The 24,361-nt window shown below is 66.0% G+C and carries 22 protein-coding genes and 1 tRNA gene; 9 read left to right on the top strand and 14 right to left on the bottom strand.

Annotation, left to right across the window (positions count from 1 at the left end):
* A partial coding sequence (locus tag WBB07_RS18170; RefSeq protein ID WP_526309557.1) for an alcohol dehydrogenase catalytic domain-containing protein occupies positions 1–178 on the bottom strand: 178 nt, incomplete at its 3' end.
* Positions 179–268: 90 nt separating this feature from the next.
* Here WBB07_RS18170 and WBB07_RS18165 point away from each other — a divergent pair.
* The 3 genes from WBB07_RS18165 (at position 269) to WBB07_RS18155 (ending at position 2,534) form a co-directional block, all read left to right on the top strand.
* Entirely contained in the window at positions 269–1,045 is a 777-nt protein-coding gene (locus WBB07_RS18165; protein ID WP_526309792.1) for a dioxygenase family protein, read from the top strand.
* 34 nt (positions 1,046–1,079) lie between these two features.
* Positions 1,080–1,904: a serine hydrolase domain-containing protein gene (locus WBB07_RS18160; protein WP_526309791.1), complete on the top strand. Its 825-nt coding sequence runs from the start codon at positions 1,080–1,082 to the stop codon at positions 1,902–1,904.
* A 114-nt stretch (positions 1,905–2,018) separates the two neighbouring features.
* Positions 2,019–2,534 carry a DUF3145 family protein gene (locus WBB07_RS18155; RefSeq protein WP_526309790.1) on the top strand — a complete coding sequence of 172 codons (516 nt, stop codon included), beginning with the start codon at positions 2,019–2,021 and terminating at the stop codon, positions 2,532–2,534.
* 133 nt (positions 2,535–2,667) lie between these two features.
* Here the strand turns inward: WBB07_RS18155 and WBB07_RS18150 are convergent, their stop codons facing one another.
* The 6 genes from WBB07_RS18150 to WBB07_RS18125 form a co-directional block, all read right to left on the bottom strand.
* On the bottom strand, positions 2,668–4,218 hold the full coding sequence (locus WBB07_RS18150; protein WP_526309789.1) for a hypothetical protein: 1,551 nt from the start codon (positions 4,216–4,218) through the stop codon (positions 2,668–2,670).
* 42 nt (positions 4,219–4,260) lie between these two features.
* Positions 4,261–4,647, bottom strand: coding sequence for a PLDc N-terminal domain-containing protein (locus WBB07_RS18145; RefSeq protein WP_526309788.1), 387 nt, complete (start codon positions 4,645–4,647; stop codon positions 4,261–4,263).
* A 172-nt stretch (positions 4,648–4,819) separates the two neighbouring features.
* Positions 4,820–5,464, bottom strand: coding sequence for a response regulator (locus WBB07_RS18140; protein ID WP_526309787.1), 645 nt, complete (start codon positions 5,462–5,464; stop codon positions 4,820–4,822).
* A complete protein-coding gene (locus WBB07_RS18135) occupies positions 5,439–7,679 on the bottom strand; it encodes a sensor histidine kinase (RefSeq protein ID WP_526309786.1) in 2,241 nt (746 codons plus the stop codon). The genes WBB07_RS18140 and WBB07_RS18135 overlap by 26 nt, the downstream gene beginning before the upstream one ends.
* A gap of 52 nt (positions 7,680–7,731) precedes the next feature.
* Complete coding sequence (locus WBB07_RS18130; protein ID WP_526309785.1) at positions 7,732–8,646, bottom strand: diacylglycerol kinase; 915 nt, start codon at positions 8,644–8,646, stop codon at positions 7,732–7,734.
* Positions 8,643–10,223 (bottom strand): FAD-binding oxidoreductase, encoded by a 1,581-nt coding sequence (locus WBB07_RS18125; protein ID WP_526309793.1) that lies wholly within the window; start codon positions 10,221–10,223, stop codon positions 8,643–8,645. The genes WBB07_RS18130 and WBB07_RS18125 overlap by 4 nt, the downstream gene beginning before the upstream one ends.
* A gap of 32 nt (positions 10,224–10,255) precedes the next feature.
* On the opposite strand from WBB07_RS18125, the gene WBB07_RS18120 reads away from it, so the two are divergent.
* Together WBB07_RS18120 and WBB07_RS18115 are read left to right on the top strand one after the other, a co-directional pair.
* Complete coding sequence (locus tag WBB07_RS18120; protein ID WP_526309784.1) at positions 10,256–10,843, top strand: TetR/AcrR family transcriptional regulator; 588 nt, start codon at positions 10,256–10,258, stop codon at positions 10,841–10,843.
* Positions 10,843–12,381: a glycerol-3-phosphate dehydrogenase/oxidase gene (locus WBB07_RS18115; protein WP_526309783.1), complete on the top strand. Its 1,539-nt coding sequence runs from the start codon at positions 10,843–10,845 to the stop codon at positions 12,379–12,381. Before WBB07_RS18120 ends, WBB07_RS18115 begins: the two co-directional genes overlap by 1 nt.
* A gap of 173 nt (positions 12,382–12,554) precedes the next feature.
* On the opposite strand, the gene WBB07_RS18110 is transcribed toward WBB07_RS18115, so the two are convergent.
* The 7 genes from WBB07_RS18110 to aceE all read right to left on the bottom strand — a co-directional run bounded on the left by WBB07_RS18110 (position 12,555) and on the right by aceE (position 22,154).
* A complete protein-coding gene (locus WBB07_RS18110) occupies positions 12,555–13,976 on the bottom strand; it encodes an acyl-CoA carboxylase subunit beta (RefSeq protein ID WP_526309782.1) in 1,422 nt (473 codons plus the stop codon).
* A 24-nt stretch (positions 13,977–14,000) separates the two neighbouring features.
* On the bottom strand, positions 14,001–15,254 hold the full coding sequence (gene kasB, locus WBB07_RS18105; protein ID WP_526309781.1) for a 3-oxoacyl-ACP synthase KasB: 1,254 nt from the start codon (positions 15,252–15,254) through the stop codon (positions 14,001–14,003).
* A 37-nt stretch (positions 15,255–15,291) separates the two neighbouring features.
* Complete coding sequence (gene kasA, locus WBB07_RS18100; protein ID WP_526309780.1) at positions 15,292–16,542, bottom strand: 3-oxoacyl-ACP synthase KasA; 1,251 nt, start codon at positions 16,540–16,542, stop codon at positions 15,292–15,294.
* A complete protein-coding gene (gene acpM / locus WBB07_RS18095) occupies positions 16,539–16,835 on the bottom strand; it encodes a meromycolate extension acyl carrier protein AcpM (protein WP_526309779.1) in 297 nt (98 codons plus the stop codon). Before acpM ends, kasA begins: the two co-directional genes overlap by 4 nt.
* A gap of 72 nt (positions 16,836–16,907) precedes the next feature.
* A complete protein-coding gene (locus WBB07_RS18090) occupies positions 16,908–17,843 on the bottom strand; it encodes an ACP S-malonyltransferase (RefSeq protein ID WP_526309778.1) in 936 nt (311 codons plus the stop codon).
* Between the two features lie 125 nt (positions 17,844–17,968).
* Positions 17,969–19,258 carry a PucR family transcriptional regulator gene (locus WBB07_RS18085; RefSeq protein WP_526309777.1) on the bottom strand — a complete coding sequence of 430 codons (1,290 nt, stop codon included), beginning with the start codon at positions 19,256–19,258 and terminating at the stop codon, positions 17,969–17,971.
* Positions 19,259–19,364: 106 nt separating this feature from the next.
* Positions 19,365–22,154: a pyruvate dehydrogenase (acetyl-transferring), homodimeric type gene (gene aceE, locus WBB07_RS18080; RefSeq protein ID WP_526309776.1), complete on the bottom strand. Its 2,790-nt coding sequence runs from the start codon at positions 22,152–22,154 to the stop codon at positions 19,365–19,367.
* 132 nt (positions 22,155–22,286) lie between these two features.
* Between aceE and WBB07_RS18075 the strand changes: the two genes are divergently transcribed.
* From WBB07_RS18075 to WBB07_RS18060, 4 genes are all read left to right on the top strand, one after another.
* Positions 22,287–22,835, top strand: coding sequence for an Rv2240c family protein (locus WBB07_RS18075; protein WP_526309775.1), 549 nt, complete (start codon positions 22,287–22,289; stop codon positions 22,833–22,835).
* Between the two features lie 117 nt (positions 22,836–22,952).
* Positions 22,953–23,378 (top strand): DUF3052 family protein, encoded by a 426-nt coding sequence (locus tag WBB07_RS18070; protein ID WP_526309774.1) that lies wholly within the window; start codon positions 22,953–22,955, stop codon positions 23,376–23,378.
* Entirely contained in the window at positions 23,378–23,839 is a 462-nt protein-coding gene (locus WBB07_RS18065) for a peroxiredoxin (protein WP_526309773.1), read from the top strand. Before WBB07_RS18070 ends, WBB07_RS18065 begins: the two co-directional genes overlap by 1 nt.
* 48 nt (positions 23,840–23,887) lie before the next feature.
* A tRNA-Val gene (locus WBB07_RS18060) sits at positions 23,888–23,962 on the top strand.
* Positions 23,963–24,361 lie beyond the last annotated feature (399 nt).

Here is a 24,361-nt window from a genome sequence, read left to right as displayed (position 1 = left end):
GGAACGGGTAGGCGTCGTTGATGCCGCCTTCGCGGTAGGTCAGGTCGGTGTGGCAGACCCCGCAGGCCAGGATCTTGACCACCACTTCACCGGGTCCCGGGTCCGGGATCACGATGTCGGTGACCTCCACAGGTGCACCCTTGGACCGAGAAATCACACCACGCACTGTCTGACTCATGCTTACAACCTAATGGCCCGGGACTTGCTTGGAACCTGGTGGTCCAGGACTTCGGGGAAGAGAAGTGACGGCCGTGCGGTTGCCAACCGTGTGGCGCTGACTCCCGTGTTGTACCTGTCCCATGGTGCTCCTCCATTGGTTGACGACGAGCTGTGGGTATCGCAGCTGCGTGCCTGGTCATCGGAGCTGGAACGTCCCCGGGCTGTGCTGGTGGTATCCGCGCACTGGCAGGCTGCGCCGCTGATGATCGGCTCGACCGACGCGCGCACGCCGCTGACGTATGACTTCTGGGGATTTCCCGAGCGCTACAGCCAGGTCACTTACGCCTCCCCGGGGGCGCCGGATCTCGCTGCCACGGTCGCCGCGCTGCTGCCCGACGGTGAGTCGGTGGCCCACGATCCCGACCGGCGACTCGATCACGGCGCCTATGTGCCACTGACGGTGATGTATCCGGACGCCGATGTCCCGGTGCTGCAGATCTCGTTGCCAACCCTCGACCCCGAACGACTGCTGGCTTTGGGGCGGCGGCTGAAGCCGCTGCGTGACGAAGGTGTGCTCATCATCGGCTCCGGATTCACCACTCATGGCCTGCCGTACCTCACCGACCCGCGCCCAGGTGCCGTCGCCCCGGGCTGGTCCCAGGAGTTCGATGCCTGGGCCGCTGAACGTTTCGCCGCCGGTGACCTCGACGCGCTGATCGACTTTCGGGCCCAGGCTCCCGGCATGCCATACGCCCACCCGACGATCGAGCACTTCGCGCCGCTTTTTGTGGCACTCGGCGCCTCCACCGATCCCGAACAGCAACCCGAACAGGTCATCGACGGGTTCTGGATGGGGTTGGCCAAAAGATCCATCCAGCTGCACTGAACGAGCTCTGCGGTCGTCAGTAGTGTCGGGTGCGATGAGCGCACTCGAGGTGTTGAATACCTGGCCGGTCCCGACAGCCGCCGCGGCGGTGATCGGCACCACTGGGGTGTTGGCCACCCACGGGGATATCGACCGCCGGTTCCGATTGGCATCGGTGAGCAAGCCCTTGGTGGCGCGCGCGGTGCAGGTTGCGGTGGAGGAGGGGGCCGTGGAGCTCGACACCCCGGCCGGACCGCCCGGTGCCACCGTGCGTCACCTGCTGGCTCACGCCTCGGGATTGGCGATGCTCGATGACAAGGTGATTGCCAAACCCGGGACCCGGCGGGTGTACTCCAACACCGGCTTCGCCGTGCTGGCCGAGGTGGTGCAGGACGCGACCGGCATCGACTTCGGTACCTATTTGACCGAGTCGGTGTTCGAGCCGCTGGGGATGACGGAGTCGACGCTGCAGGGTGGTGCGGCTGCGGCCGGGTTCGGTGGAACCTCCACCGTGACAGACCTCACGGTGTTCGCCGGTGACTTGTTGACGCCACAGCTGGTGTCGGCGGACATGCACACCGACGCGATCGCGGTGCAATTCCCGGGTCTCAACGGTGTGTTGCCCGGTTATGGCGCCCAGCGGCCCAACGACTGGGGCCTCGGATTCGAGCTCAGGGCCACAAAAGACCCGCACTGGACCAGTCCGCAGAACTCCCCGGCCACCTTCGGGCATTTTGGTCAGTCAGGGACTTTCCTCTGGGTGGATCCCGTCGTGAAGCTCGCTCTGGTGGTGCTCACCGACTGGGACTTCGGCGAGTGGGCGCACCCGCTGTGGCCTGAGATCTCTGGCGAAGTCCTGAGAGAATTCGGGGCAGACTAGCGCAACACCTGCCCCACAGGGCACACTAGACACGCACGACACACGTTTTGTAATGCTCGAAGTTTCGCAAGGTCGTTGGGGAAGACGTCCCTCGTGGAACTGAAGGAGCAGCCAATGCGTGCGTCGAACCAATTTGCCGACGCGACTACCGGTGTGGTGTACGTCCACGCCTCACCCGCGGCGGTCTGCCCCCACGTCGAGTGGGCGCTTTCGTCGACCCTGAACGCCAGGGCGAATTTGAAGTGGACGCCGCAACCGGCCATGCCTGGTCAGTTGCGTGCGGTCACGAACTGGGTCGGGCCTGTGGGCACCGGCGCCGCGTTGGCCAACGCACTGCGTTCCTGGTCGGTGCTGCGCTTCGAGGTCACCGAAGACCCGAGCGCCGGTGTGGACGGCCACCGCTTCAGCCACACCCCGCAACTGGGGTTGTGGACCGGCGCGATGAGCGCCAGTGGTGACGTGATGGTCGGCGAGATGCGGCTGCGCGCACTGATGGCTGAAGGCGCCGACATGCTGGCCGCCGAACTGGACTCGGTGCTGGGAACCGCATGGGACGAGGCCTTGGAGCCGTACCGTGCCGGCGGCGACATCGGTGCCGAGATCACCTGGCTGAGTCAGGGCGTCGGATAACTCAGGCGAACCCGGCCAACGAATTTGCCAAGGTCGCATCTTTCGAGTTGCTCGAAAGATGCGACCTTGGCGTTTTGTCTGTTGCAGAAACGTGCCCCAGGGCGAGCCCTATTCGAACGCGCCCAGGGACCGGCTACGACTTCCGGACGAATCCGAGGTCGTCGCCGATGACCGTTGTCGGACCGATCGGCAGCTGCTCGGCGTCAGCGCCGGCGACCTTCACGAATTCGAGGTTGTCCCGCCACACCAGGCGAAGCAGATCCTCGAACGCCATGATCGTCAGTTGTTCACCCGGACAGCGGCGGTAACCGAACCCGAACGGGGCGAACCCGGCGTAGTCGCATACCGGCAGCGGACGGTCATCGACGACACCGAACACCGTGCCGAACGCACTGTTGTGCATGGCGGCCTTGCGCCCATCCTTGACCTCGAAACTCGACGGATCGAATGGGCATTTTGCCAGTCCCATCTGACGAATCCGCGCTTCGTCCACCTGCTGGCTGGTGGGCACACCGTCGTACCGGGATGGGTCGAAATCATCCGGATTCGCCCACTGCACCGGGTCGTGGCTTGTCGACGTATGCGGGCTGATCATGTAACTGTGCCGCTCGAAATCCAAAGGCGGAGACACCTCGAGGGCCGAGACGCTGCCAGGGTTCGGCGAGATGGTGCGGAACAGTTCCATCACCAGGCGTTCGAGAGGCGGGAAGGCCGAGTCTGGCGCGCTCTTGACGTCATCTGCCATGGTTTTGGCGAACCAGTCCTTGGCCTGTGCATCGCCGGTTTCGCGACCCAGCATCGACATCACGTTGTACAGGCTGTTACCCCACTGGCTGAACGCCACAAAGTTGTGGAAGCACTCGAACACCACATCTTTGTGGTTGAAGTATTCGCTGTCTTCACCGTTCTTGATCCAGTACCAGGCGAACGTCCGCTCGGGTTGGGGAGTCTTGCCGGACTCGATATCCGCCAGCCGGTCGTCGATCCATGACTTCAGGAACTCGAGATTCTCCCGAACCGTCATGTAGTTGTCGTAGACGATCTGTTCGGTGGGATCGCGGTAGGCCAACACCGCGTTGAAGCTGGCACCGATCTGTCGAACCTGATCGGGAATCTGATCCCCGGTGACACCCAGGTGAAGATTCCAGTACAGATCCCAGAAGGTATCCAGATACCGCCGCATCAACGGCTTTTCCGCATTTGCCGGACTGAACAGGGCGTCGAAGAATTCGACCACCTTGCCCTGGTACATCCGGTCATAGAGGTCTGGGGTGACGGCCGACATGTAGATCCGCTTGCGGCGATTGTCGGGGCCGCGTTTGTCGAGACCCTGGAGGAAGACCGTGACGCCTTCTTCGGGAGCTGGTTTCCACGTCTCGCTGAGCAGTCCCCACAGGTCGTAGGGGAGTGCGTTTTCCTTCGTCAGCGGAGTGTCGATCATGGGGAGCACCGGACGCTCGCCGTCTGAGATCCGATTCATGAAATGCTTCACGATCACGTTGTCGACATAGTCGGCGTCGAACTTGGCGAGATACTTGGTCCGCAGTGTGGCCACTTCGTCGGGCAAGCCGGCGATCGATGTCGACTCCGCACCGGGATCAGCTGACGAGCATCCTGCCAACGACTGTGTCGACAGCACGGCCGCGGCGCCCGCGCCGGCCGCGAGAAAAGACCGTCTCCGCATATCTGATTCTCCTCGAGGTGTGGTGGGTAAGGGCAAACCGGCTCACTGACTGAGTGCCGCGAGTTTCAGCTTCTCGAACTCGGCGGCGGTGATGGCGCCGTCGTCGAGAAGTCCCTTCGCGTCGGAAATCTCTTGTGCGGGTGAGCGTCCCGCGGCGGCGCGGATGTAGTCATCGGTGTTTCGCTTGGTCGCCAGAGCATGTTCCATGCCACGTTCGGCCATGCCCTTGCCCCTGGCGATCAGATAGATCAACGCGGTCAGATAGGGCAGGATCACGAGGAACACAACCCAAATGGCTTTGACAAAACCCGACGTCGACCGGTCGCGCCAGAACAGATCAACCAGGATGTTGAACAGGATGAGCAGGTAGGCAACGAACGCAAAAATCACGACTGTCGACCACACAAAACTCCAGAATGATTGCCACACGGGCGTGCCTCCTCGGCGTCGGGTTGCGTGGGGAACTGGCAGTCAAGTGACCGCGTCCACAACCCTAGATCCGCCGACCGGCCCGACTGCCGCTGAAAGCTGTTGCCGCCCAATTTGACCCCCGAATGGGGGTCAAGCTCCCCGGCGGAATCGGGTACCGCGTCGGCTCAGCTCAGTTTTCGCTGCGTGAGCCGTCGTCGCGGGAGATGAAACCGTCCTCGACGGCCGCCGTGTACAACTCGGTCTTGGTGCGGACGCTCAGACCGGCCCGCCCGTACTTTTCGCGCACCCGGTCGATGTACTGCTTGGCGGTGCTGCTGGCCACGCCCATCCGCCGGGCAACACTGTCGAGCTTGAGGCCGCACGCATACAGCTGCAGTGCCAGCAGCTCCTGATCGGACAGCACGGGCCGCTCCGTGTTGTCGACCACGAGAGCCTGGGCGAGCATCGGACTCATCCACGTCTCACCACGAAGAGCGGCCTCCACAGCGGCAAGCAGATCCTCGAGGCTGTCGCTCTTGGCGACCACGCCGACGGCCCCAGCTTGCAGCATCCTTCGGACATGACGTGGGCTACCCGCGGCCGACACGATGAGTACCGGGGTGTCGAGCTCGTTCAACCGGGCGACGTCCCGCGCGTCTGCCAAACCCTCCGCACCCAGATCGAGATCGAGCAGGACCAGATCAAACCCGCGGGACTCGGCGGTGACCTCCGCCGGACTGTCGGCGACGGTGACCAGATGACCGGCCTCCTGCATCGTCCGGGCCAGGGCGTCGCGGACCAGAACATGATCATCGACCACTGCGATGTGCGCCATCGAACCACCTCATCTCGACCAGTCCGAGTTCCGCCGTGACCGTCACCTCTGCGTCGGATCGCTGCCCCGGGAGGTGGCCGGTGACGGCATGCGGTGAGGCCACGATGATCACCGACGGTTCGGCTCGGGATCCGAACACCCCGATCGACACTTCATCTCCGCGACGAGATCTCGTGATGATGTCGTGCACCACCGAGACGATGAGGCCGGCGGAGTTGTCGTCGAGCACCCCGGGCGAAGCGTGCACGCTGATGCCGACTCCGGCGGCCCGGGCGGCGTCGATCGCGGTCACGAACGACTGTTTGGAACTGGCGGCGACGACCTCCGAGGGCAGCCCGATCAGGGCGCGGAGGTAGCTCTCCTCGAGGCGGGCGGCGTCGCGGATGCGCGGCTCGTGAGCACGCGCAGGGTACTCGGCCACCGCCTGCAAGATCCCACGCGAGAACTCCAGGGTGGCGGCAAACCCGTCGTCGTCCAGCGCCTTCTCTGCGGCGAGGCGTTCCAGCTCCTCCCGTCGCCGGATCTGATTGTCGTAGTGGGCGGCGGCCACCTTCGACAGCCGCAGAGTTTGGTACCGCAGAACATAGAAGGCGCCGATCACCAGCAGGTCGGTGGCGAACAATCCCATTGTGGTGCCCACACAGTCGGAACCGGTGCCGCTCAGTGCCAGCATCACGGTCGTTGCGCTGAGTCCGACCGCGGGCAGCACCACCCTGGCTCGGCCATCGACGAGCACCAGGATTGCCCCGATGGTGGCGACCGCGTCGCCGGACCACGCGAGTGGCGGCTTGATACCGCAGACACCGCCAGCGTCGTCGGCCAAGTAGTAGATGATGGCCATCACGACGATGGCCGCATAGGTGGCGGCGACGACACCGAACGGCAGGGTGCGCGCCCGGCCCGCATTCTTGAGCAACGCCATCAGAACCGCGGCAACCACCAGCCACATCAGCAGCGGCGGCGTCACCGCCGATGAGCTCCAGTCGCCGCCGAAGGCGAGCACCACCACGCCGATCACGGTGAATTCGGTGAGCATGACCGCGACGATCGAGGTGGCCATCCGCGCCGATGCGGCTTCGAAAATGCCACGGGGAGAGTCGTTCAGGGGTGGGATCGACAGTTCGACGGCGGTACCTCGGTCGGGGCCAGAGGTGATCTGCACTCGAGCCCGGGCGTCGTCGGCTCTGGTCTTCAGGGACCCGGACAGGGAGGCAACATCGGTCATACCGGTGCCGTCGTCGCTGACAGTGACGGTGTAGGTACGTGCGTCATAGTGCAGCCGAGCCTGAGTGACCCCGGCGTGTTTGGCGACATTGGTGACTGTTTCACGCAGGATGGCGACGATCTCGCGCCGCCGCCAGGACGGTTCGGAGCTCAGATGTTGCTCCAGTTGCGCGAGGCCCTCGGATTCCAGGTCGACATCGAGGGCCCCGGCGTGTGCCAGCACGGCGTCCATGGACGGGTGCAGAGGAGTGGCGGAGCGACCCAACACATCGGTCATCTGGACATCCTCAGCGCACCGCTGCGCCACCAGCCGATCACTGCTGGCGATGCGCGCGGTGGCGATCGCCCCGAGGGTGTTGACGATGGTGTCGTGGACCATTCGTGAGCGCCGGCGCGCAGCCTCGGCTTCGAGAGCTTTGCGTTGCACTGTGCGGTCGGCTTCGAGGCCGGCGCGTGCCTGATCGTCGGCTTGGTGCGCGATTCGGCGAAGTTCGCGGAACGCCAAACCCAACGCCGCGGCAACGCTGATCGCATAGATCGGCGTCTGCACCGCGATTCCCCACAACGTCTCGGTCGGGGTTTGGGCGGTGACCAGCAGCGCCACAGCGGTCACCAAGCTGACCAGAGCGCTTGCCGCCAGCGCTGCCCGCAACGGCAACACGAGGGCGGCCGTGGCAGCGATGGTCAGCGCGATGTTGCGTGGCGCGACCGGTTCGGCCACTCCGGCGGCCACCATTTGCATGCCGATCGTGGCACCTACAACCGCCCAACTGGCCAGCACGGTGGGAGCCGGTATTCGTCTGAGGGCGGCGCAGATCCAGACCACAGCGTGCACCCCGAAGGTGGACCAGACGAGACTCGGGTGTGGGTACGCCGGCGAGCTGGTGTGGAACATCGCGAACTGGGCGGCCGGCGCCACAGCGGCGAAGTAGAGACCGGCGATGGACAGGGCACGGCGCACTCCGGCGCTGTAGCTCTGGCTCGTCGTCACCCCGAAACCTTAGGTCACGTGCACAGTTGCCACTCGCCGCGGCTTCGGGTGTTCAGCCCGGGGCGCGTCGCAGGATCCGCAGAGCGCCGGGTACCGCTTCGATGGTGGCGGGCAACGGGCAGGCGAAGTCGCCGTCGGCGTAGGCGTTGATGCCGGGGGACTCGAGGGTGATGGTGCTGACGCGAGTGGTGGTGACCGAGCTCAGTCGGACGTGGGTGCCTTTGAACACCGTCGGGAACAGGCGCACCAGCCGGGCCCGGGAATCGGAGGCGACCATGGTGACATCGAGCTTGCCGTCGGAGTGGTCGGCGCCCGGACAGATCAGCATGCCGCCGCCGTAGCTGCGGGTGTTGCCGATCGCCACGAAGGTCAGCTCCCGCTCGGCCGGGGCGCCGCCGTCGAATGACAGCCGAAAAGGCAACAAGCGCAACCTGGACAACTCCGCGACGATCGCCACGTTGTAGCGCATCCGGCCGTGCGGCCAGCGCATCCGGTTGGCGCGGTCGGAGACCAGCGAATCAAAACCGGCGGCCACCACGGTGCCGAACCAGGTTTCGGAGCCGTCGCAGCCGCGAATGCGCCCGAGGTCCACTGTCTCGGTCACCCCGTCGGCGACGATATCGGCGGCCGCCTCCGGATCGCCGGTGGGCAGGCCGAACTCGCGGGCATGATCGTTGCCGGTCCCGGCCGGGATGATGCCCAGCGGCACACCACTATTGGCCAGTGACTGCAGCGCCAGCCTGATCACCCCGTCGCCGCCGACCACCACGAGGGCGTCGGTACCGGTTTCCAGCGACTGGGCCACCAGCCGGGAGGCGTGTGTGGCATCGGTTCCGACGATGGCGACGACGTTGACGCCGCGCTGCTGGAGCCGGGTGATCGCCCGCTCGGCGGCATGGGGTGCGTTGCCGTGCCCGGAAGCCGGATTGGTCAGCACGGTGACGCGGGCGATCTCCCCGGTGGTCACGGGATCAGCTTGCCGGGGTTGAGGATTCCGGCCGGGTCCAGACACTCCTTGACGGCACGCAGGATCTTGACGCCGACCTCGCCGATCTCGGCGGTCATCCAGGGTCGATGGTCGGCACCGACGGCGTGATGGTGGGTGATGGTGCCGCCGGCGTCGATGATCGCTTGGGACGCCTTGGCTTTGGCGGCCTGCCATTGCTCCAGCGGGTTGCCGCGCTGGCCCGCGACGACGGTGAAATACAGGGAGGCGCCGGTGGGGTACACATGCGAAATGTGGCACAGCACCAGTGCGGGCGTGCCGGATTCGGCAAGAGAGGTGGTCAGCGCCTCGGTGACGGCGGTCTTGAGGGCACCGATGTTGGACCAGCTGGTGGCGGTTTCCAGCGTCTCGCACAGCGCACCCGCCGCCAGCAGCGAGTCACGCAGATACGGGGCGTTGAACCGGCCGTGCTCCCAGGCCTTGGCCGGGGCCTCTCCGAGTGAGGTGGCGCCGCGTGCTTCCAGGAGCTGCCGGGTCTCCCGGTGGCGGCTCTCGGCGTGCTCGTCGGTGCCTTCGAAGACGGTGATCGCCAAGCAGCCCCCGGTGACCTGCTGCTCGCCGATGTGTTCGGTGGTGGCGAGATTGACGCCGGTCTCGGCCTCATCGGAGAGACGGATCACGGTGGCGCCGGTGCCGGTCTGGGTGACGGCCCGCAGGGCGTCGGCGCCGGTGGTGAAATCAGGGAAAGACCAGGCCTCGTATCTCGTGCAGGCCGGTGTCGGGTGCACGCGGAGACGGACCCGGGTGATGACACCGAACACCCCTTCGGAGCCGACGATCAGATGCCGCAGATCCGGTCCGGCCGCCGATTCCGGGGCCCGGCCGAGATCGATTGTGCCGATGGGTGTCACGGCGCGCACCCCGCGGACCATATCGCTGATCCGGCCATAGCCCGCGGAATCCTGGCCCGACGAACGGGTGGCGGCGAACCCGCCGATGGTGGCGAACTGGAAGCTCTGCGGGAAGTGTCCCAGTGAGAAGCCCCGCTCGCCGAGCAGCCTTTCGGCGTCCGGGCCGGTGACTCCCGCCCCCAGTTCGGCCTCGCCGGAGATCTCGTCGAGGCAGTAGAGCTGGTCGAAGCGCCGCAGGTCCAGGGAGATCACGCCGTGGCAGGTGCCGCGAACCGGGTCGAGGCCGCCGACCACGCTGGTGCCACCGCCGAACGGGACAACGGCGATGCCGTGCTGGGAGCAGTACGCCAGCAGGGCGGCGATCTCCTCGTCCGAACCCGGTGCCAGCACCGCGTCGGGGGCGTCCTGCGGTCCGCGGTCGGTGCGGCGCAGCAGGTCCAAGGTGGATTTGCCGCCGGCGCGCAGGAGACGGTCTTCGGCTGCGGTACTGAGGTTCTCGGCGCCGACGATGCCCTCCAGTCCGGTGATGTCGTCGGCGGTCAACGTCGACGGCCGCAGCTGCACCTGCGTGGGTTCGAGTTCGGTGGTGTCTGGGACGTCGACACCCAGTGCCTGCTTCAGCAGCGTCCGGATGCCGTCGGAGAGCGGTTTGGCGGCAGCCGGGTCGCCCCAGGCGTTCCATTTCATCGGCGGATGATCCATGCGTTACAGTATTACAGATGATGTCAATCAGTAACTCTGGTGCGGATGTCTCCGCCGGCATCGAGGACCGGATCCTGGCGGCGGCCGCCAGCTGCGTGCAGGACTACGGAATCGACCGAGTGACCCTGGCCGAGATCGCCCGCCGCGCCAGCGTCAGCCGTCCCACCATCTATCGGCGCTGGCCCGACACCCAATCGATCCTTGCCGCGCTGCTCACCCAGCGGGTGACCGGTGCGCTGGCCGCAACACCGCGCTCCGGAACCGACCGGGCCGCGATCGTGGCGCGGGTGATTCTGGTGGCCTCTCGATTGCGTGACGACGACCTGGTTTCCGCGGTGCTGCACTCCGCACCCGAACTGGCGATGGTCTACATCTCCGAACGCCTGGGCACCAGCCAGCAGATCCTCATCGACGCGCTGGCCGCCGATCTGGCGGTCGCTCAAACCCAGGGCAGCGTGCGCGCCGGCGACCCGCACCGGCTCGCCGCCATGGTGCTGCTGATCGCCCAATCCACCATTCAATCCGGGCGGATCGTGGCATCGATCCTGTCGCCCGAGGCGCTGGCCGACGAGCTGGCCCACACCCTGAACGGATACCTGTGCTGATGGCCAACTCTGCCGCCCTGAACGCCTCACGGCGGGCCCGGGAACTCTCCGAACTGGCCTCGGTTGCAGTCGATGTCCTGGTCATCGGGGGAGGGATCACCGGCGCCGGCATCGCCTTGGACGCGGCATCGCGGGGGCTGTCGGTGGCCCTGGTGGAGAAGCAGGACCTGGCCTACGGCACCAGCCGCTGGAGTTCCAAACTGGTGCACGGCGGGTTGCGCTACCTGGCCACCGGCAACATCGGCATCGCCCGTCGCAGCGCGATCGAACGCGGAATCTTGATGACCCGCAACGCCCCTCACCTGGTGAAAGCCATGCCACAGCTGGTGCCCCTGCTGCCGTCGATGAGCCGTGCCGAACGAGCCCTGGTACGGGTCGGATTCCTGGCCGGTGACGGACTGCGGCGCCTGGCGGGCACCCCGGCTGCGGTACTGCCGCGCTCGGGACGGATAACTGCCTCCCGGGCAGCGGAATTGGCGCCGACGGTGCGACGCGACGGCCTGGACGGCGGGCTACTGGCCTATGACGGGCAACTGATCGACGACGCCCGGCTGGTGACGGCGGTGGCCCGCACCGCCGCCGCACACGGCGCGCGGGTGCTGACCTATGTGGGTGCCTCCGAGGTGACGGGTTCGTCGGCGCTGCTGACCGACAGCATGACGGGGGAGACATTGCGGGTGACGGCCCGGGCGGTGATCAACGCCACCGGGGTGTGGGCCGGCGAGGTCGACACCTCGCTGAAGCTGCGGCCCAGCCGCGGAACACATCTGGTGTTCGACGCCGCGGCTTTCGGCAATCCGACTGCGGCGCTGACCATCCCGATCCCCGGAGAAGTGAACCGATTTGTCTTTGCGATGCCCGAGCAGCTGGGACGGGTATATCTGGGGCTGACCGACGAGGATGCGCCCGGTCCGATTCCCGATGTGCCACAGCCCACTTCGGCGGAGATCGCCTTCCTGCTCGACACCGTCAACACCGCGCTGTCGGTGTCGCTGACTGCTGCCGACGTGCGCGGGTCCTATGCCGGTCTGCGGCCGCTGATCGACAACGGAGCGGGGCGCACCGCCGATGTCTCCCGCGACCACGCCGTCATCGAATCTGGGTCGGGCGTGATCAGCGTGGTGGGCGGCAAGCTGACCGAATACCGGCACATGGCCGAAAACGTGCTGGACCGTGCTGTGGTGCTGCGGTCGCTGACGGCAGCACCGTGCCGGACCCGGAATCTGCCGCTGGTCGGCGCGCCCGCAAACCCGGGATCACGCGCCAACACCGGTCAGCGACTCCCGGCCTCGTTGGTGGCACGGTTCGGGGCCGAGGCGGCGGAGGTGCTCGCGTCGGCCGGCTGTGCGCGACCGGCAGATCCGGTAGCCGACGGAATCGATGTCACCCGAGCAGAATTCGAGTATGCGGTCACGCACGAGGGTGCGCTGAACGCCGAGGACATCCTGGACCGCCGGACCCGGATCGGGCTGGTGGCGCAGGACCGCGAGCGGGTGGCCGATGTCGTACCGGAGTTCCTGGCCGGCCTGTCCGGCTGAGCAGACGCGGCTGAGCTGGCCTGTGACTGGCGCGAGTGGGCCGGGCTGGCGCGAGTAGCCCGGGCGAGCAGACACCAAATGGGGTGAATCCCGAAGGATTCACCCCATTTAGTGTCTGCTCGCGGTAAAGAGGTGACCCCCTGACGAGGTGACCTCCGGATGCGGGGACTAGATCACAGCGGGATGTTCTTGTGGCGGCCGCGGCGGGGGGCCGCTTCGGCCAGGGCCTGCGTCAGCACGCTGCGGGTGTGGGCCGGATCGATCTTGTCGTCCACCACGCCGATCTCGATGGCGGAATCCACCCCACCGGCGATCCGCTCGTGCTCGGCGGCCAGCTCCTCGTGCAACGCATCACGCTCTTCGGGAGCGGCGGCGGCCAACTTCTTCTTGTGCAGGATGCCGACGGCGGCCTTGGCGCCCATGACGGCCACTTCGGCGTCGGGCCAGGCGAAGACCTTGGTGGCACCGAGCGAGCGCGAGTTCATCGCGATGTAGGCCCCGCCGTAGATCTTGCGGGTCACCAGCGTGACCCTGGGGACCGTCGCCTCACCGAACGCGTGCAGCAGTTTGGCGCCGCGGCGCACCACACCGCCCCACTCCTGATCCACACCCGGCAGGTATCCGGGCACGTCGACGATGACCACGATCGGGATACCGAACGCGTTGCACAGGCGCACGAAACGTGCTGCCTTCTCGGCGCTTTCGGAGTTCAAGCAGCCGCCCAGGCGCAGCGGGTTGTTGGCGAGCAGGCCGACGGACCGTCCGGCGAGCCGGCCCAGGCCGACCACCATCGACGGGGCCCACTTGGCCTGGAACTCCTCGAACGGCACGCCCTCGTCGAGCAGTGCGGTGATCAGCGGGTGCACGTCGTAGGCGCGACGGGCCGACGCGGGCAGCAGTGCGGCCAGATCGGAGTCCTGAGCCTCGGCCTTGGCGCGGTCGAAATGGCCTTGCTGGCAGAACAGTCCGACCAGGCGACGGCCGCGCTCGTAGGCGTCGAGCTCGTCGTTGGCGACGATGTGGCAGACGCCGGACTTCTTGTGGTGGGCTTCGGGTCCTCCCAGGGACACCATGTCGACGTCTTCGCCGGTGACGCTGCGAACCACGTCGGGTCCGGTGACAAACACCTTGCTGTCCGGCGCCATGATGATGACGTCGGTCAGGGCGGGACCGTAGGCGGCGCCACCGGCGGCGAAGCCGACGACCACCGAGATCTGCGGGATGTAACCGGATGCGCGAATCATGGCCTCGAAGACCAGTCCGACGGCATGCAGGGCTTTGACGCCCTCGGCCAGCCGGGCGCCGCCGGAGTGCCAGATCCCGATGATGGGGCTCTGCTCTTCGATGGCGAGGTCGTAGGCGTTGACGATGTGGCGGCAGCCCTCGACGCCCATCGCGCCACCCATCACGGTGCCGTCGGTGCAGAAGGCGACGCTGCGCACGCCGTTGACGGTGCCCGCCGCGGCCAGGACGCCGGAGCGATCCCGTTCGTGCAGCAGTTCCACGGTGCCGTCGTCGAAGAAGGTGCTCAGTCGCAGAAGCGGATCTCGGGGGTCGAGCGACTCATCAACCGATTCAGGCGCCATGGTCGTCATACGTATCTCCTAGCTATGGTTGCGTCAGTACTTGCCGAAGGCGAGTGCGACGTTGTGCCCACCGAATCCAAATGAATTGTTCACCGCATATTCGAAATTTCCGGTACGCGGGGCACCTGATACCACATCGAGATCTATCTCGGGGTCCAGGTTCTTCAGATTCAGTGTGGGCGGGATGACTCCATCTCGCAGCGCGAGCACGGTCAGAATGGACTCGACGCCACCGACCGCGCCGACCGAGTGGCCGAGCGCGGACTTCGGTGCATACACCGCGGGCTGGTGGCTGCCGAGCGCGTTGTTGATGGCTTTTCCTTCGGCGACGTCGCCGACGGAGGTGCCCGTTGCGTGGGCGTTGACGTGATCGATATCGGAGGGTTGCAAGCCCGCCAACTGGATGGCCCGCGTGATGGCGTGGCCGGCCTGCTCGCCGTTCGGGTCGGGCGCCACGATGTGGTAGCCGTCGGAGGTGATGCTGGCCCCCATGATGCGGGCCAGGATGTTGGCGCCGCGCGCTTTGGCGTGCTCCTCGGTCTCGATCAACAACAGTGCTCCGGCTTCGCCGAACACAAAACCGTTGCGGTCCTTGTCGAACGGGCGACAAGCACCGGCCGGGTCATCGTTGGTGGTCGACAACACGATGCGCATCTGCGCGAATCCGGCGATCGGAACAGCCTCGATCTTGGTTTCGACCCCGCCGCAGATCGCGACGTCGGCCTCGCCCAGCACGATGGTGCGCCATGCGTTTGCGATGGCTTCGGAGCCGGAGGCGCAGGCGGAGATCACCGTGGTGACCCCAGCCCGCGCCTTACGCTCCAGCCCAACCGCGGCAGCCGCCGCGTTGGGCATGTACATCTGAACAGCCAGCGGAGAGACGGCACGCAGGCCCTTGGCCTTCATGCCCTCGTAAGCGAAGAGCAACTCCTCGCTGGAGCCGATCCCGGTGCCGATGGAGACCATCAGCCGCCGGGGATCGACCTCAGGCGATCCGGCGTTGTCCCACAACCGCCGGCTCAACACCGTGGACATCCGCTGCAGGTAGGACAGCCGGCGCAGCTCGACCTTGGTCAGCCCTGCGTCGAAATCCTCGAGCAGATGGCCACCGATGCGTACGGGTAAGTCGTATTCCTCGACGAACGAATCCTCGAGTCTGCGGATGCCGCTGCGGCCATCCAGCAGGGCTTTCCAGGTCGACTCGGCGTCGGTCGCCAGCGCAGTCGTCATTGCGATCCCGGTGACGACTACGTTAGGAAACCCGTTCCCCGTACTCAGCGGTGCCATGTGTGCTCTCGCTGTCCCTTTCCCCCGAGACGGTCGATCAGTACTTGCCGAACGCCAGCGCGACGTTGTGTCCGCCGAAACCGAATGAGTTGTTGATGGCGTACTGATAGTCGCCGTAGCGGGGTTCGCCCGCCACCACATCGAGATCGATCTCGGGATCGGGTGTCTCGTAGTTCAGCGTGGGCGGAATGACTCCGTCACGCAGTGCGAGGACCGTCAGGATTGACTCCAGTGCGCCGACAGCGCCGATGGAGTGGCCCAGTGCGGACTTCGGTGCATACACCGCGGCGTGATCGACACCGGCAACCCGCAGCGCATTCGCCTCGGCGGTATCGCCGATCGGAGTGGCCGTGGCGTGGGCATTGACGTGGTTGATGTCCTGCGGCGACAGCCCGGCAGTTTCCATCGCCCGCTTCATTGCCTGACCGGCGCGCAGACCGTCCGCCGCCGGAGCGACCATGTGGAACGCGTCGGACGTGATACCCGCACCCATGAGACGCGCCAGCGGCTTGGCACCGCGAGCCAGCGCATGCTCCTCGGTTTCGATGATCATCAACGCGCCGGCTTCGCCGAAGACGAACCCGTCCCGATCCTTGTCGAACGGACGCGATGCACCTTCGGGGTCGTCGTTACGCGTCGACATCGCACGCATCATCGAAAACGCCGCGATGGGCAGCGCTTCGATGGGGCCTTCGACCCCACCGCATACCGCGAAGTCGGCGTCACCCATGACGATCTGACGCCAGGCGTGGGCGATACCTTCCGAACCCGACGAACAGGCCGATACCGGGGTGATGACCCCGGCCCGTGCACCCAGTTCCAAGCCGGCCACCGCGGCCGCGCCGTTGGGCATGACCATCTGCACGGCCAATGGGCTGACCTTGCGGATGCCGCCCTCGTTCATGGCGTCGTAGGTCTCGACGATCTTCTCACCACCACCGAGGCCGGTGCCGATCACGACGGCGAACCGGTCGGGATCGACATCGGGCTTACCCGCGTTCTCCCACAGCCGCCGCGCCATCACCAGCGACATGCGCTGAACATAGGAATTGCGGCGGAGTTCGACACGGGTCAGCTGGCTTTCGATGTCATCGACGAGGTGTCCACCGATGCGAACCGGCAGATCCCATTTGTCGACGAAGTCGTCGGTGAGCTCACGGATGCCGCTCTCGCCTGCCAGCAGACCCTTCCACGTGCCCTCGATGTCCGCAGCGACGGCCGTAGTTGCCTCGACAGCGGTCACGACGACGTTGGGAAAACCGCCGTTAGCAGTGGAGGGCCGACTCATTCTGCTGCAAACTTATCGCGCAGAGCGGCGGCAGCCTCGGGGTTTTCTTCCTCGAGCTTCTGGATGTAGGACACGACGTCGCCCACGGTGCGCAGACCGGCGAGGTCCTCGTCGGGGATCTTCACGCCGTACTTGTCTTCGGTCTGCACCGCGATCTCCACCATCGACAGCGAGTCGATGTCCAGGTCGTCGACGAAGCTCTTCTCCGGGGTGACCTCGGACGGCTCGATGCCGGTGACCTCTTCGATGATCTCGGCGAGACCGGCGATGATTTCTTCTTGGCTGGCGGCCACTATGTGGCTCCCTTCATTTTCGTGTGACACCCGGAACATCCGGGGGTCGAACGTGTTTGGTGGTCCTGTTAGCTAAAGCTCGGCGAGCTTGTCCAGGTCTGCAGGGGTCTTGACGGCGTGCGTCGGCGTCCCCCGAAGTTCGCGTTTGGCGATACCGGCGAGGGCTCCCGCGGGCGGGAATTCGACGATCGCGCCAACATTGTGATCACGCAGCCAGGCTGAGCACAGATCCCAGCGGACCGGCTTGGTCAGCTGCGCAACCAACTTCTCCATGGCGTCGGCGGCAGAGGCGACCGGCAGGCCATCGGAGTTCGACAGCAGGGTGCCCTGCGGTTCCGAGGTGCTGACCTTGGCCGCGGCGGCCGAGTAGCCCTCGAGGGCCGAGGCCATGAAGTGGGTGTGGAACGCGCCGGCGGTGGCCAGCTGGCGCACGCGCGCCTTGGTGGGCGGGTTCTCGGCCAGCTTGGCCAGTGCCTCGAGCCGGCCGGCGGCGACGATCTGCCCGGCGGCGTTGCGGTTGGCGGGCACCAGCTCGAGATCCTCGAGCGCAGCCAGCACCTCGGCTTCGTCACCACCGAGGATGGCCGACATGCCGGTCGGCTGCTCGGCGCAGGCCTTGGCCATCTCGGCGCCACGGGTGGCGGCCAGTGCCACCGCGTCGTCGGCGGCGATCACGCCGGCGATGGCGTAGGCGGCGATCTCGCCGACCGAGTGGCCGGCGATGATGAGCTCTGAGTCGCGCAGCAGGCCTCGCTTGCTCAGCTCCTCGTGGGCCAGCAGCGTGGCGGCCACGACCAGGGGTTGGGTGACCGCGGTGTCGGTGATCTCCTCAGCCGTGGCAGTGGTGCCGAGGGCTGCGAGGTCCAGTCCGCTGATCTGTGACCAGGTGGCGATCCGCTCGGCGGTGCCGGGGAGCTCCAGCCACGGGGACAGCATCCCCGGCGTCTGCGAACCCTGGCCGGGAGCGAGCAGCGCTACCGGCGCAGCGGAGGCAGGTGGATTGGTCACGTTATTAAGAGAACATTGTGAAGGGGGTTTTGCGCCGTGTAAGAGATTATGAACCTTGTCTTATCTTTTTGTGGAAAGTCCACAAAACGGTATGTGATGCGACTTCATCGAAACAGATCTGCGACCTATTGGATGGATTCTGTGACCTCCGGGGCGGGTGGGATCGGCTGTGTGACCGGGGTCATAACGACGTTTGACGTGCTCGTCGATTGTTCTTGAGTGGTCAGTCTGCCGACCGTCGCCGCTACCCGAAGCACATAGGCGTCCCGCGGGGCGGTCGGATCCCGACCGGTGAAATCGGTGATGCGCTTGAGTCGGTAGCGCACGGTATTTGGATGAACGAACAACTTGCGTGCGCAAGCTTCGATGGCGCCGCCAGAGTCGAGGTACGCGTCGAGCGTCTCGGTCAGTGCCGGGTCGGCGCCCGCCAACGGGCGCATCACATCGCTGCGCAGCGCGGCGACGGCCGACATGTCACCTTGAAGGGCGCGTTCGGGCAGCAGCTCCCGGGCCGCCACCGGCCGGGGAGCTCCGGACCAGCCCGCCACCGCATTCATGCCCGAAATCGCTTCATTGGCACTGTGATACGCCGCGGTCAGCATCGGGGCCGTCGGCCCGACGACGACCGGGCCGTCGGAGAACGCCCCGAGTAGATCGCTGAGGAACTTGTCGGTCGGCGACAAATGACCCGACACGATCGCGATCAGCCAGGTGCCGTGCACATCTGTCAGCGCGGCACGGCCGTGCCGGTTGGCGACCAGCCGGAGATCCTCACTGGCCAGCTCGACCCGGCCGGTGGGGGGAGTGCCGACGACGACGGTGGCCGGCGCCGTGGTGTCCCAGTTCAGTGCCGCCGCCCGTGACAACAATTCCGCTCCGGTATCGCCGCGCACCACGGCGTCGACAACACTGGCCTCCATTCGCGAATCCCAGGCGCCACGGGCCTCGGCGGCGTGGGCGTAGGCCGCGGCCGCCGCAAAAGCCAGGTCCCGGCTGTAGCGCAAGATGCCGACGGTCAGCGCCGTCGTCTGTTCGGGGTTGCGTCCCAGCATCGGCACCAGTTCCTCGAGGAACTCCGTCGTCACCCGCACCATGTCGACGGTCTGCCGCAGTGCGATCCGGCGCGTCAGATCCTGTGGCACCAGGGCAAACGCCTCTGCGGTGTAGCCGACGTCGCTGGTCGGATCATTGAGCCACTCGGCGAAGTTGACCACCGCGGTCTGCACCACCAGCTGCACACTGGCCCGCTGTGAGGCCTCCAGCTCGGCGAAGAAGGGCAGCCGCTCCTGCATGGCCTGCACGGTTTCGGTTGCCAGTCGGCCCGAATACTGCTTCAGCCGGCGGCGCAGTGACTCCGGCACACTGTCGAGGATCTCCAGCGGCGAGCGCGGCTCCACGAACGGATTGTCGACCATAGCTAAAAGCTACGCCCATTTTCTGTGGAAATCTCCAATACCCTGCCGTCCGGCGCCGATGGCGCCGAGAATCCAGTCGGATTCCCGGCGCCACCTAGGTCCAGAATCAGGCGCTGCCGGTGTCCTTGAACGACACCCCGGCGGCGAGTACGTCGTCGATCTTGTACTCATCGGCGGCGGCCACCGCGACCGAAGGATCGATCTCGCCGTCGCGGGCCAGGGCTTCGAGCACCGCCACCACCACGGACTCGGCGTCGGTGTTGAAGTACCGGCGTGCCGCGGGCCGGGTGTCGGAGAAACCGAACCCGTCGGTGCCGAGGGTGACGTAGGTGCCGGGCACCCACGGCCGGATCTGCTCCGGCACGGCCCGCATGAAGTCGCTGACCGCAACCACCGGACCCGCCGTCCCCGCCAGCGCCGCGGTCACATACGGTTCCGCCGCCTGCCGGTCGGGATGGCGCAACCGCTCCTTCTCGATCTCCACACCGTCGCGGTTGAGCTCACCCCAGCTGGTCACCGACCACACGTCGGCGGCCACATCCCAGCGCTCGGCCAGCATGTCCGCGGCCCGCAGCGCCTCCGGCATCGCCACCCCGGAGGCCAGGATCTGCGCCACGTTGCTGCGCTTCTCGCCGGCCTGGCGGAACCGGTAGATGCCGCGGAGCACCCCTTCGGGATCGAAGTTCTCCGGCTCGGCGGGCTGCACATACGGCTCGTTGTAGATCGTGATGTAGAAGAAGACGTTCTCCGGGTTGTCCCCGAACATCCGGGACAGCCCACTTTCGACGATGTGGGCGATCTCGTAGGCGAACGCCGGGTCGTAGGCCACCACCGCGGGATTGGTGGCCGCCAACAGCAGCGAGTGCCCGTCGGCGTGCTGCAGGCCCTCACCTGTCAGCGTGGTGCGGCCGGCGGTGGCCCCCAAGACGAAGCCGCGTGCCATCTGATCGGCCGCCGCCCAGAACCCGTCGCCGGTGCGCTGGAACCCGAACATCGAATAGAAGATGTAGATCGGGATCATCGGCTCGTTGTGGGTGGCATACGAGGTGGCCACCGCGGTGAATGATGCCGTCGAGCCGGCCTCGTTGATGCCCTCGTGCAAGATCTGGCCGATCTCGCTCTCCTTGTAGGCCAGCATCAGCTCAGCGTCCACGGCCGTATAGAGCTGACCGTTGCGGTTGTAGATCTTCAGCGTCGGGAACCACGAGTCCATGCCGAACGTGCGGGCCTCATCCGGGATGATCGGCACGATGCGCGGCCCGATGTTCTTGTCCCGCAACAACTCTTTGAAGGTACGCACGGTCGCCATGGTGGTGGCGACCTCCTGGTTGCCCGAGCCCTTCTTCAGCGCCTTGTAGGTGTCGCGACCCGGCAGCGTCAGCGCCTTGGTCTTGGTGCGACGCTCGGGCAGGAACCCGCCGAGGGTGCGGCGGCGATCCAGCATGTAGCGGATCTCCGGTGCCTCCGACCCGGGGTGGTAGTACGGCGGCAGGTACGGGTTCTCTTCCAGCTGGGCGTCGCTGACGGGGATCCGCTGCAGGTCGCGGAAGTCCTTGAGGTCTTGCAGCGCAAGCTTTTTCATCTGGTGCGTGGCGTTGCGGCCCTCGAAGTGCTTGCCGAGGGTGTAGCCCTTGATGGTCTTGGCCAGGATGACGGTGGGCTGGCCCTTGTGTTCCATCGCCGCGCGGTAGGCGGCGTACACCTTGCGGTAGTCGTGGCCGCCGCGCTTGAGGTTCCAGATCTCGGCGTCGGACATCGGCTCCACCAGCGCCTTGGTGCGGGGGTCCCGGCCGAAGAAGTGATCCCGGACGTAGCTGCCGTCGTTGGCCTTGTAGGTCTGGTAATCGCCGTCGGGGGTGGTGTTCATCAGATTGACCAGTGCGCCGTCACGGTCGGCGTGCAGCAGGGCATCCCACTCGCGGCCCCAGACCACCTTGATGACGTTCCAGCCGGCACCGCGGAAGAACGACTCCAGCTCCTGGATGATCTTGCCGTTGCCGCGCACCGGGCCGTCGAGGCGCTGCAGGTTGCAGTTGACCACAAACGTCAGGTTGTCCAGACCCTCATTGGCCGCCACCTGGATCAGACCGCGGCTCTCCGGCTCATCCATCTCGCCGTCGCCGAGGAACGCCCAGACGTGCTGATCAGAGGTGTCCTTGATGCCGCGGTCGCCCAGGTAGTGGTTGAAGCGGGCCTGGTAGATGGCGTTCATCGGGCCCAGGCCCATCGACACCGTCGGGAACTCCCAGAAGTCCGGCATCAGCCGGGGGTGCGGATACGACGGCAGCCCGCCACCGGGGTGGCTGTGCTCCTGACGGAAGCCGTCCATCTGGTCGGCCGTCAGCCGGCCCTCGAGGAACGCGCGAGCGTAGACACCGGGGGAGGCGTGGCCCTGGATGAAGATCTGGTCGCCGCCACCCGGGTGGGCCTTGCCGCGGAAGAAGTGGTTGAAGCCGACCTCGTAGAGGGCCGCCGACGATGCGTAGGTGGAGATGTGGCCGCCGACGCCGACGCCGGGGCGCTGCGCGCGATGCACCATGATCGCGGCGTTCCAACGGATCCAGGCGCGGTAGCGGCGTTCGACATCCTCGTCGCCAGGAAACCACGGCTCGAGTTCGGTGGGGATGGTGTTGACGTAATCGGTCGAGGTCAGCGCGGGGATGGCCACCCGCTGTTCACCGGCGCGCTCCAGTAGCCGCAACATCAGATAGCGGGCTCGGGTGGGGCCGGACCGCGCCAGCAGATCGTCGAATGATTCCAGCCATTCGCCGGTCTCTTCTGGATCGATGTCAGGCAGGTACGAGGCAACGCCTTCCCGGATCACACGTACACGATCGGGTTCGGACGCGCTGCCGGAGTTTTGGGCCAGGTCCTGGCGCACGAACTCGGTTGTCAACGCACAACTCCTAAATTGAGGACGTAGGGGGTGTCCTACAGGTCCCATCTTTCCGCACATCGTTGCCATCCGGCTAGCGGATCGGAGATGGTGCGGTGTTGAACGGCCGTCGAGCCGGTAACGTCTGCATCTGTGCTGATCGGACGGCTGCGGATAGCGCTGGGAATTGCAGCGGTACTGCTGATGGCAGTGATCGGGTGCAGCAGCGTGACCAGCGGTACCGGAACCGTCGACGCCGAGGACGTTCCCGCGTACCGGACATCGGTGTCGGCGTCGCTGTCGGCATCGGCGGCCACCTCCAGCGCGCGTGAATCCGAACGGCAGGCGGCGCTGACGACCCAGGCCGTGCACACCGCCTGCGAAACGATGAGCACTACCAGTGCCGACGCCATCGACGCGCTGAACGTCTACGTCGACTCCATGAACGCCGGCAGCGACGGTGTCGACACCGAAGGACCGGCCGCCGAACGCCTCAATCGCAGCGCTGACCTGGTACTCGCCGATATCAACGGCACGCTGCCGCCGGAGCTGGCAGACGCGCTCAACGCCTGGGTGGATGCGGCGCGGGCGACAGCGACCGCGGTGCTGGGGCGGGTGTCGGCCAGCGAGTTCAACAACTCCGTGACCCGGCTCAACGACTCCCGGACCAACGCCTTGAACGGCTGCGATGCCGCGTACTGACCACAAAGATCCAGCAGGCCGAGCAACTCGAGTTGTGTCCGCGCTCACCTGCGCTAGCGTCCTGTGCGACGATAAAACACATCAAACTACGTGCATTGACGGTTGAAGGAGGTCCCGGTGGTCGCGGCGGACAACGCAGCGAACTACGCCCGCAGTTTGGGCATCGAAAAAGAGCAGGTCGTGCAGGAGTTGGGGTGGGACGAAGACACCGACGACTCCATTCGTGCCGATGTTGAGGACGCCTCCGGCGGCGAACTCCTCGACGAGGACGCCGACGAAGTCATCGATGTCGTATTGCTGTGGTGGCGTAACGACGACGGAGATCTGGTGGACGCCCTGATGGACGCCATCACGCCATTGGCAGACGACGGGGTCATCTGGGTGCTGACACCCAAGACCGGGAAACCAGGCCACGTGCAGCCCGCGGAGATTGCCGAATCGGCGCCGACGGCAGGGTTGATGCAGACCTCGTCGGCCAATCTCGGCAACTGGATCGGTAGCCGGCTTGTTCAGCCGAAGTCGAAGGCAGCTGGCCGTCATTGATGTTGTCGGTCGGTGACACTGCACCCGATTTCACCCTGAAGGACCAGAACGGGCGACCGGTGACGCTCAGCGCGTACCGCGGTGGGAAGAACGTGCTGTTGGTGTTCTTCCCGCTGGCGTTCACCGGGATCTGCCAAGGCGAGCTCGACACCATCCGGGACAATCTGCCCCAGTACGAGAACGACAGCACCGCCACGCTGGCGATCTCGGTGGGGCCGCCTCCGACCCACAAGATCTGGGCGATCCAGAGCGGCTTCACGTTTCCCGTGCTGTCCGATTTCTGGCCGCACGGGGCCGTGGCGCAGGCCTACGGCGTGTTCAACGAGACCGCCGGGGTGTCCAACCGCGGCACCTTCGTCGTCGACAAGGCCGGCACGATCGCGTTCGCGGAATGCAAGCAGCCGGGGGAGGCGCGAGACCAGGGCCTCTGGCTTGGCGCCCTGGAAGCGCTGACAGCGTGACCGTGAGTTTGGGTTCCACGGTGAGCGCCGTGTAACCTGCTCCGGCACGGGCGTGTAGCTCAGTGGTAGAGCTCTGGTTTTACACACCAGCGGTCGGGGGTTCGAAACCCTCCGCGCCCACCATCAAAAGGCCTGTTCAGAGGGTTTTGGCCAAGATTTGTGGCACGTTCAAAACCCCCGTTGTGCCAAGAGATTCGAACTGGCGACGCAGCGGGTAGCGGAACCGATCCAAGGCTGCACGAGTGGGCATTCCTTGCTCGGTTGTGTCGACCCTGTGTGAGATGCTGCCGCGGTGGGGGTGCAGCAGACGAAAGCTGTCAAAGACCGCGCGGTCGCCTTCACCTTCGCACTGACGGCGCTGGCTGCTCTGACCGCGGCGGCGACCTTTGCGGCCAGTTGACCGCGCTCGCTGAAATTCCCCACTGACGCTCACTGAAATTCCCCACCTGTGTGGCTCCGCCGAGAAGGGCGGGCCTCCCTCGATGCTGCTGGTGTCTGACGCCAGTAGCTCCAGTCGAAGGA

The sequence above is a fragment of the Mycobacterium sp. genome (assembly GCF_049647605.1).
GTDB lineage: Bacteria > Actinomycetota > Actinomycetes > Mycobacteriales > Mycobacteriaceae > Mycobacterium.
This window is presented reverse-complemented; position numbering and strand designations above follow the sequence as displayed.

What these genes read in the sequence shown, in the direction of transcription:
- WBB07_RS18085 (WP_526309777.1), bottom strand. Translation starts at nt 19,258, where the DNA reads ATGGTCGACAATCCGTTCGTGGAGCCGCGCTCGCCGCTGGAGATCCTC.
- WBB07_RS18125 (WP_526309793.1), bottom strand. Translation starts at nt 10,223, where the DNA reads ATGAAATGGAACGCCTGGGGCGACCCGGCTGCCGCCAAACCGCTCTCC.
- WBB07_RS18155 (WP_526309790.1), top strand. Translation starts at nt 2,019, where the DNA reads ATGCGTGCGTCGAACCAATTTGCCGACGCGACTACCGGTGTGGTGTAC.
- WBB07_RS18140 (WP_526309787.1), bottom strand. Translation starts at nt 5,464, where the DNA reads ATGGCGCACATCGCAGTGGTCGATGATCATGTTCTGGTCCGCGACGCC.
- WBB07_RS18065 (WP_526309773.1), top strand. Translation starts at nt 23,378, where the DNA reads ATGTTGTCGGTCGGTGACACTGCACCCGATTTCACCCTGAAGGACCAG.
- WBB07_RS18160 (WP_526309791.1), top strand. Translation starts at nt 1,080, where the DNA reads ATGAGCGCACTCGAGGTGTTGAATACCTGGCCGGTCCCGACAGCCGCC.
- kasA (WP_526309780.1), bottom strand. Translation starts at nt 16,542, where the DNA reads ATGAGTCGGCCCTCCACTGCTAACGGCGGTTTTCCCAACGTCGTCGTG.
- WBB07_RS18115 (WP_526309783.1), top strand. Translation starts at nt 10,843, where the DNA reads ATGGCCAACTCTGCCGCCCTGAACGCCTCACGGCGGGCCCGGGAACTC.
- WBB07_RS18150 (WP_526309789.1), bottom strand. Translation starts at nt 4,218, where the DNA reads ATGCGGAGACGGTCTTTTCTCGCGGCCGGCGCGGGCGCCGCGGCCGTG.
- WBB07_RS18120 (WP_526309784.1), top strand. Translation starts at nt 10,256, where the DNA reads ATGATGTCAATCAGTAACTCTGGTGCGGATGTCTCCGCCGGCATCGAG.
- WBB07_RS18110 (WP_526309782.1), bottom strand. Translation starts at nt 13,976, where the DNA reads ATGACGACCATGGCGCCTGAATCGGTTGATGAGTCGCTCGACCCCCGA.
- kasB (WP_526309781.1), bottom strand. Translation starts at nt 15,254, where the DNA reads ATGGCACCGCTGAGTACGGGGAACGGGTTTCCTAACGTAGTCGTCACC.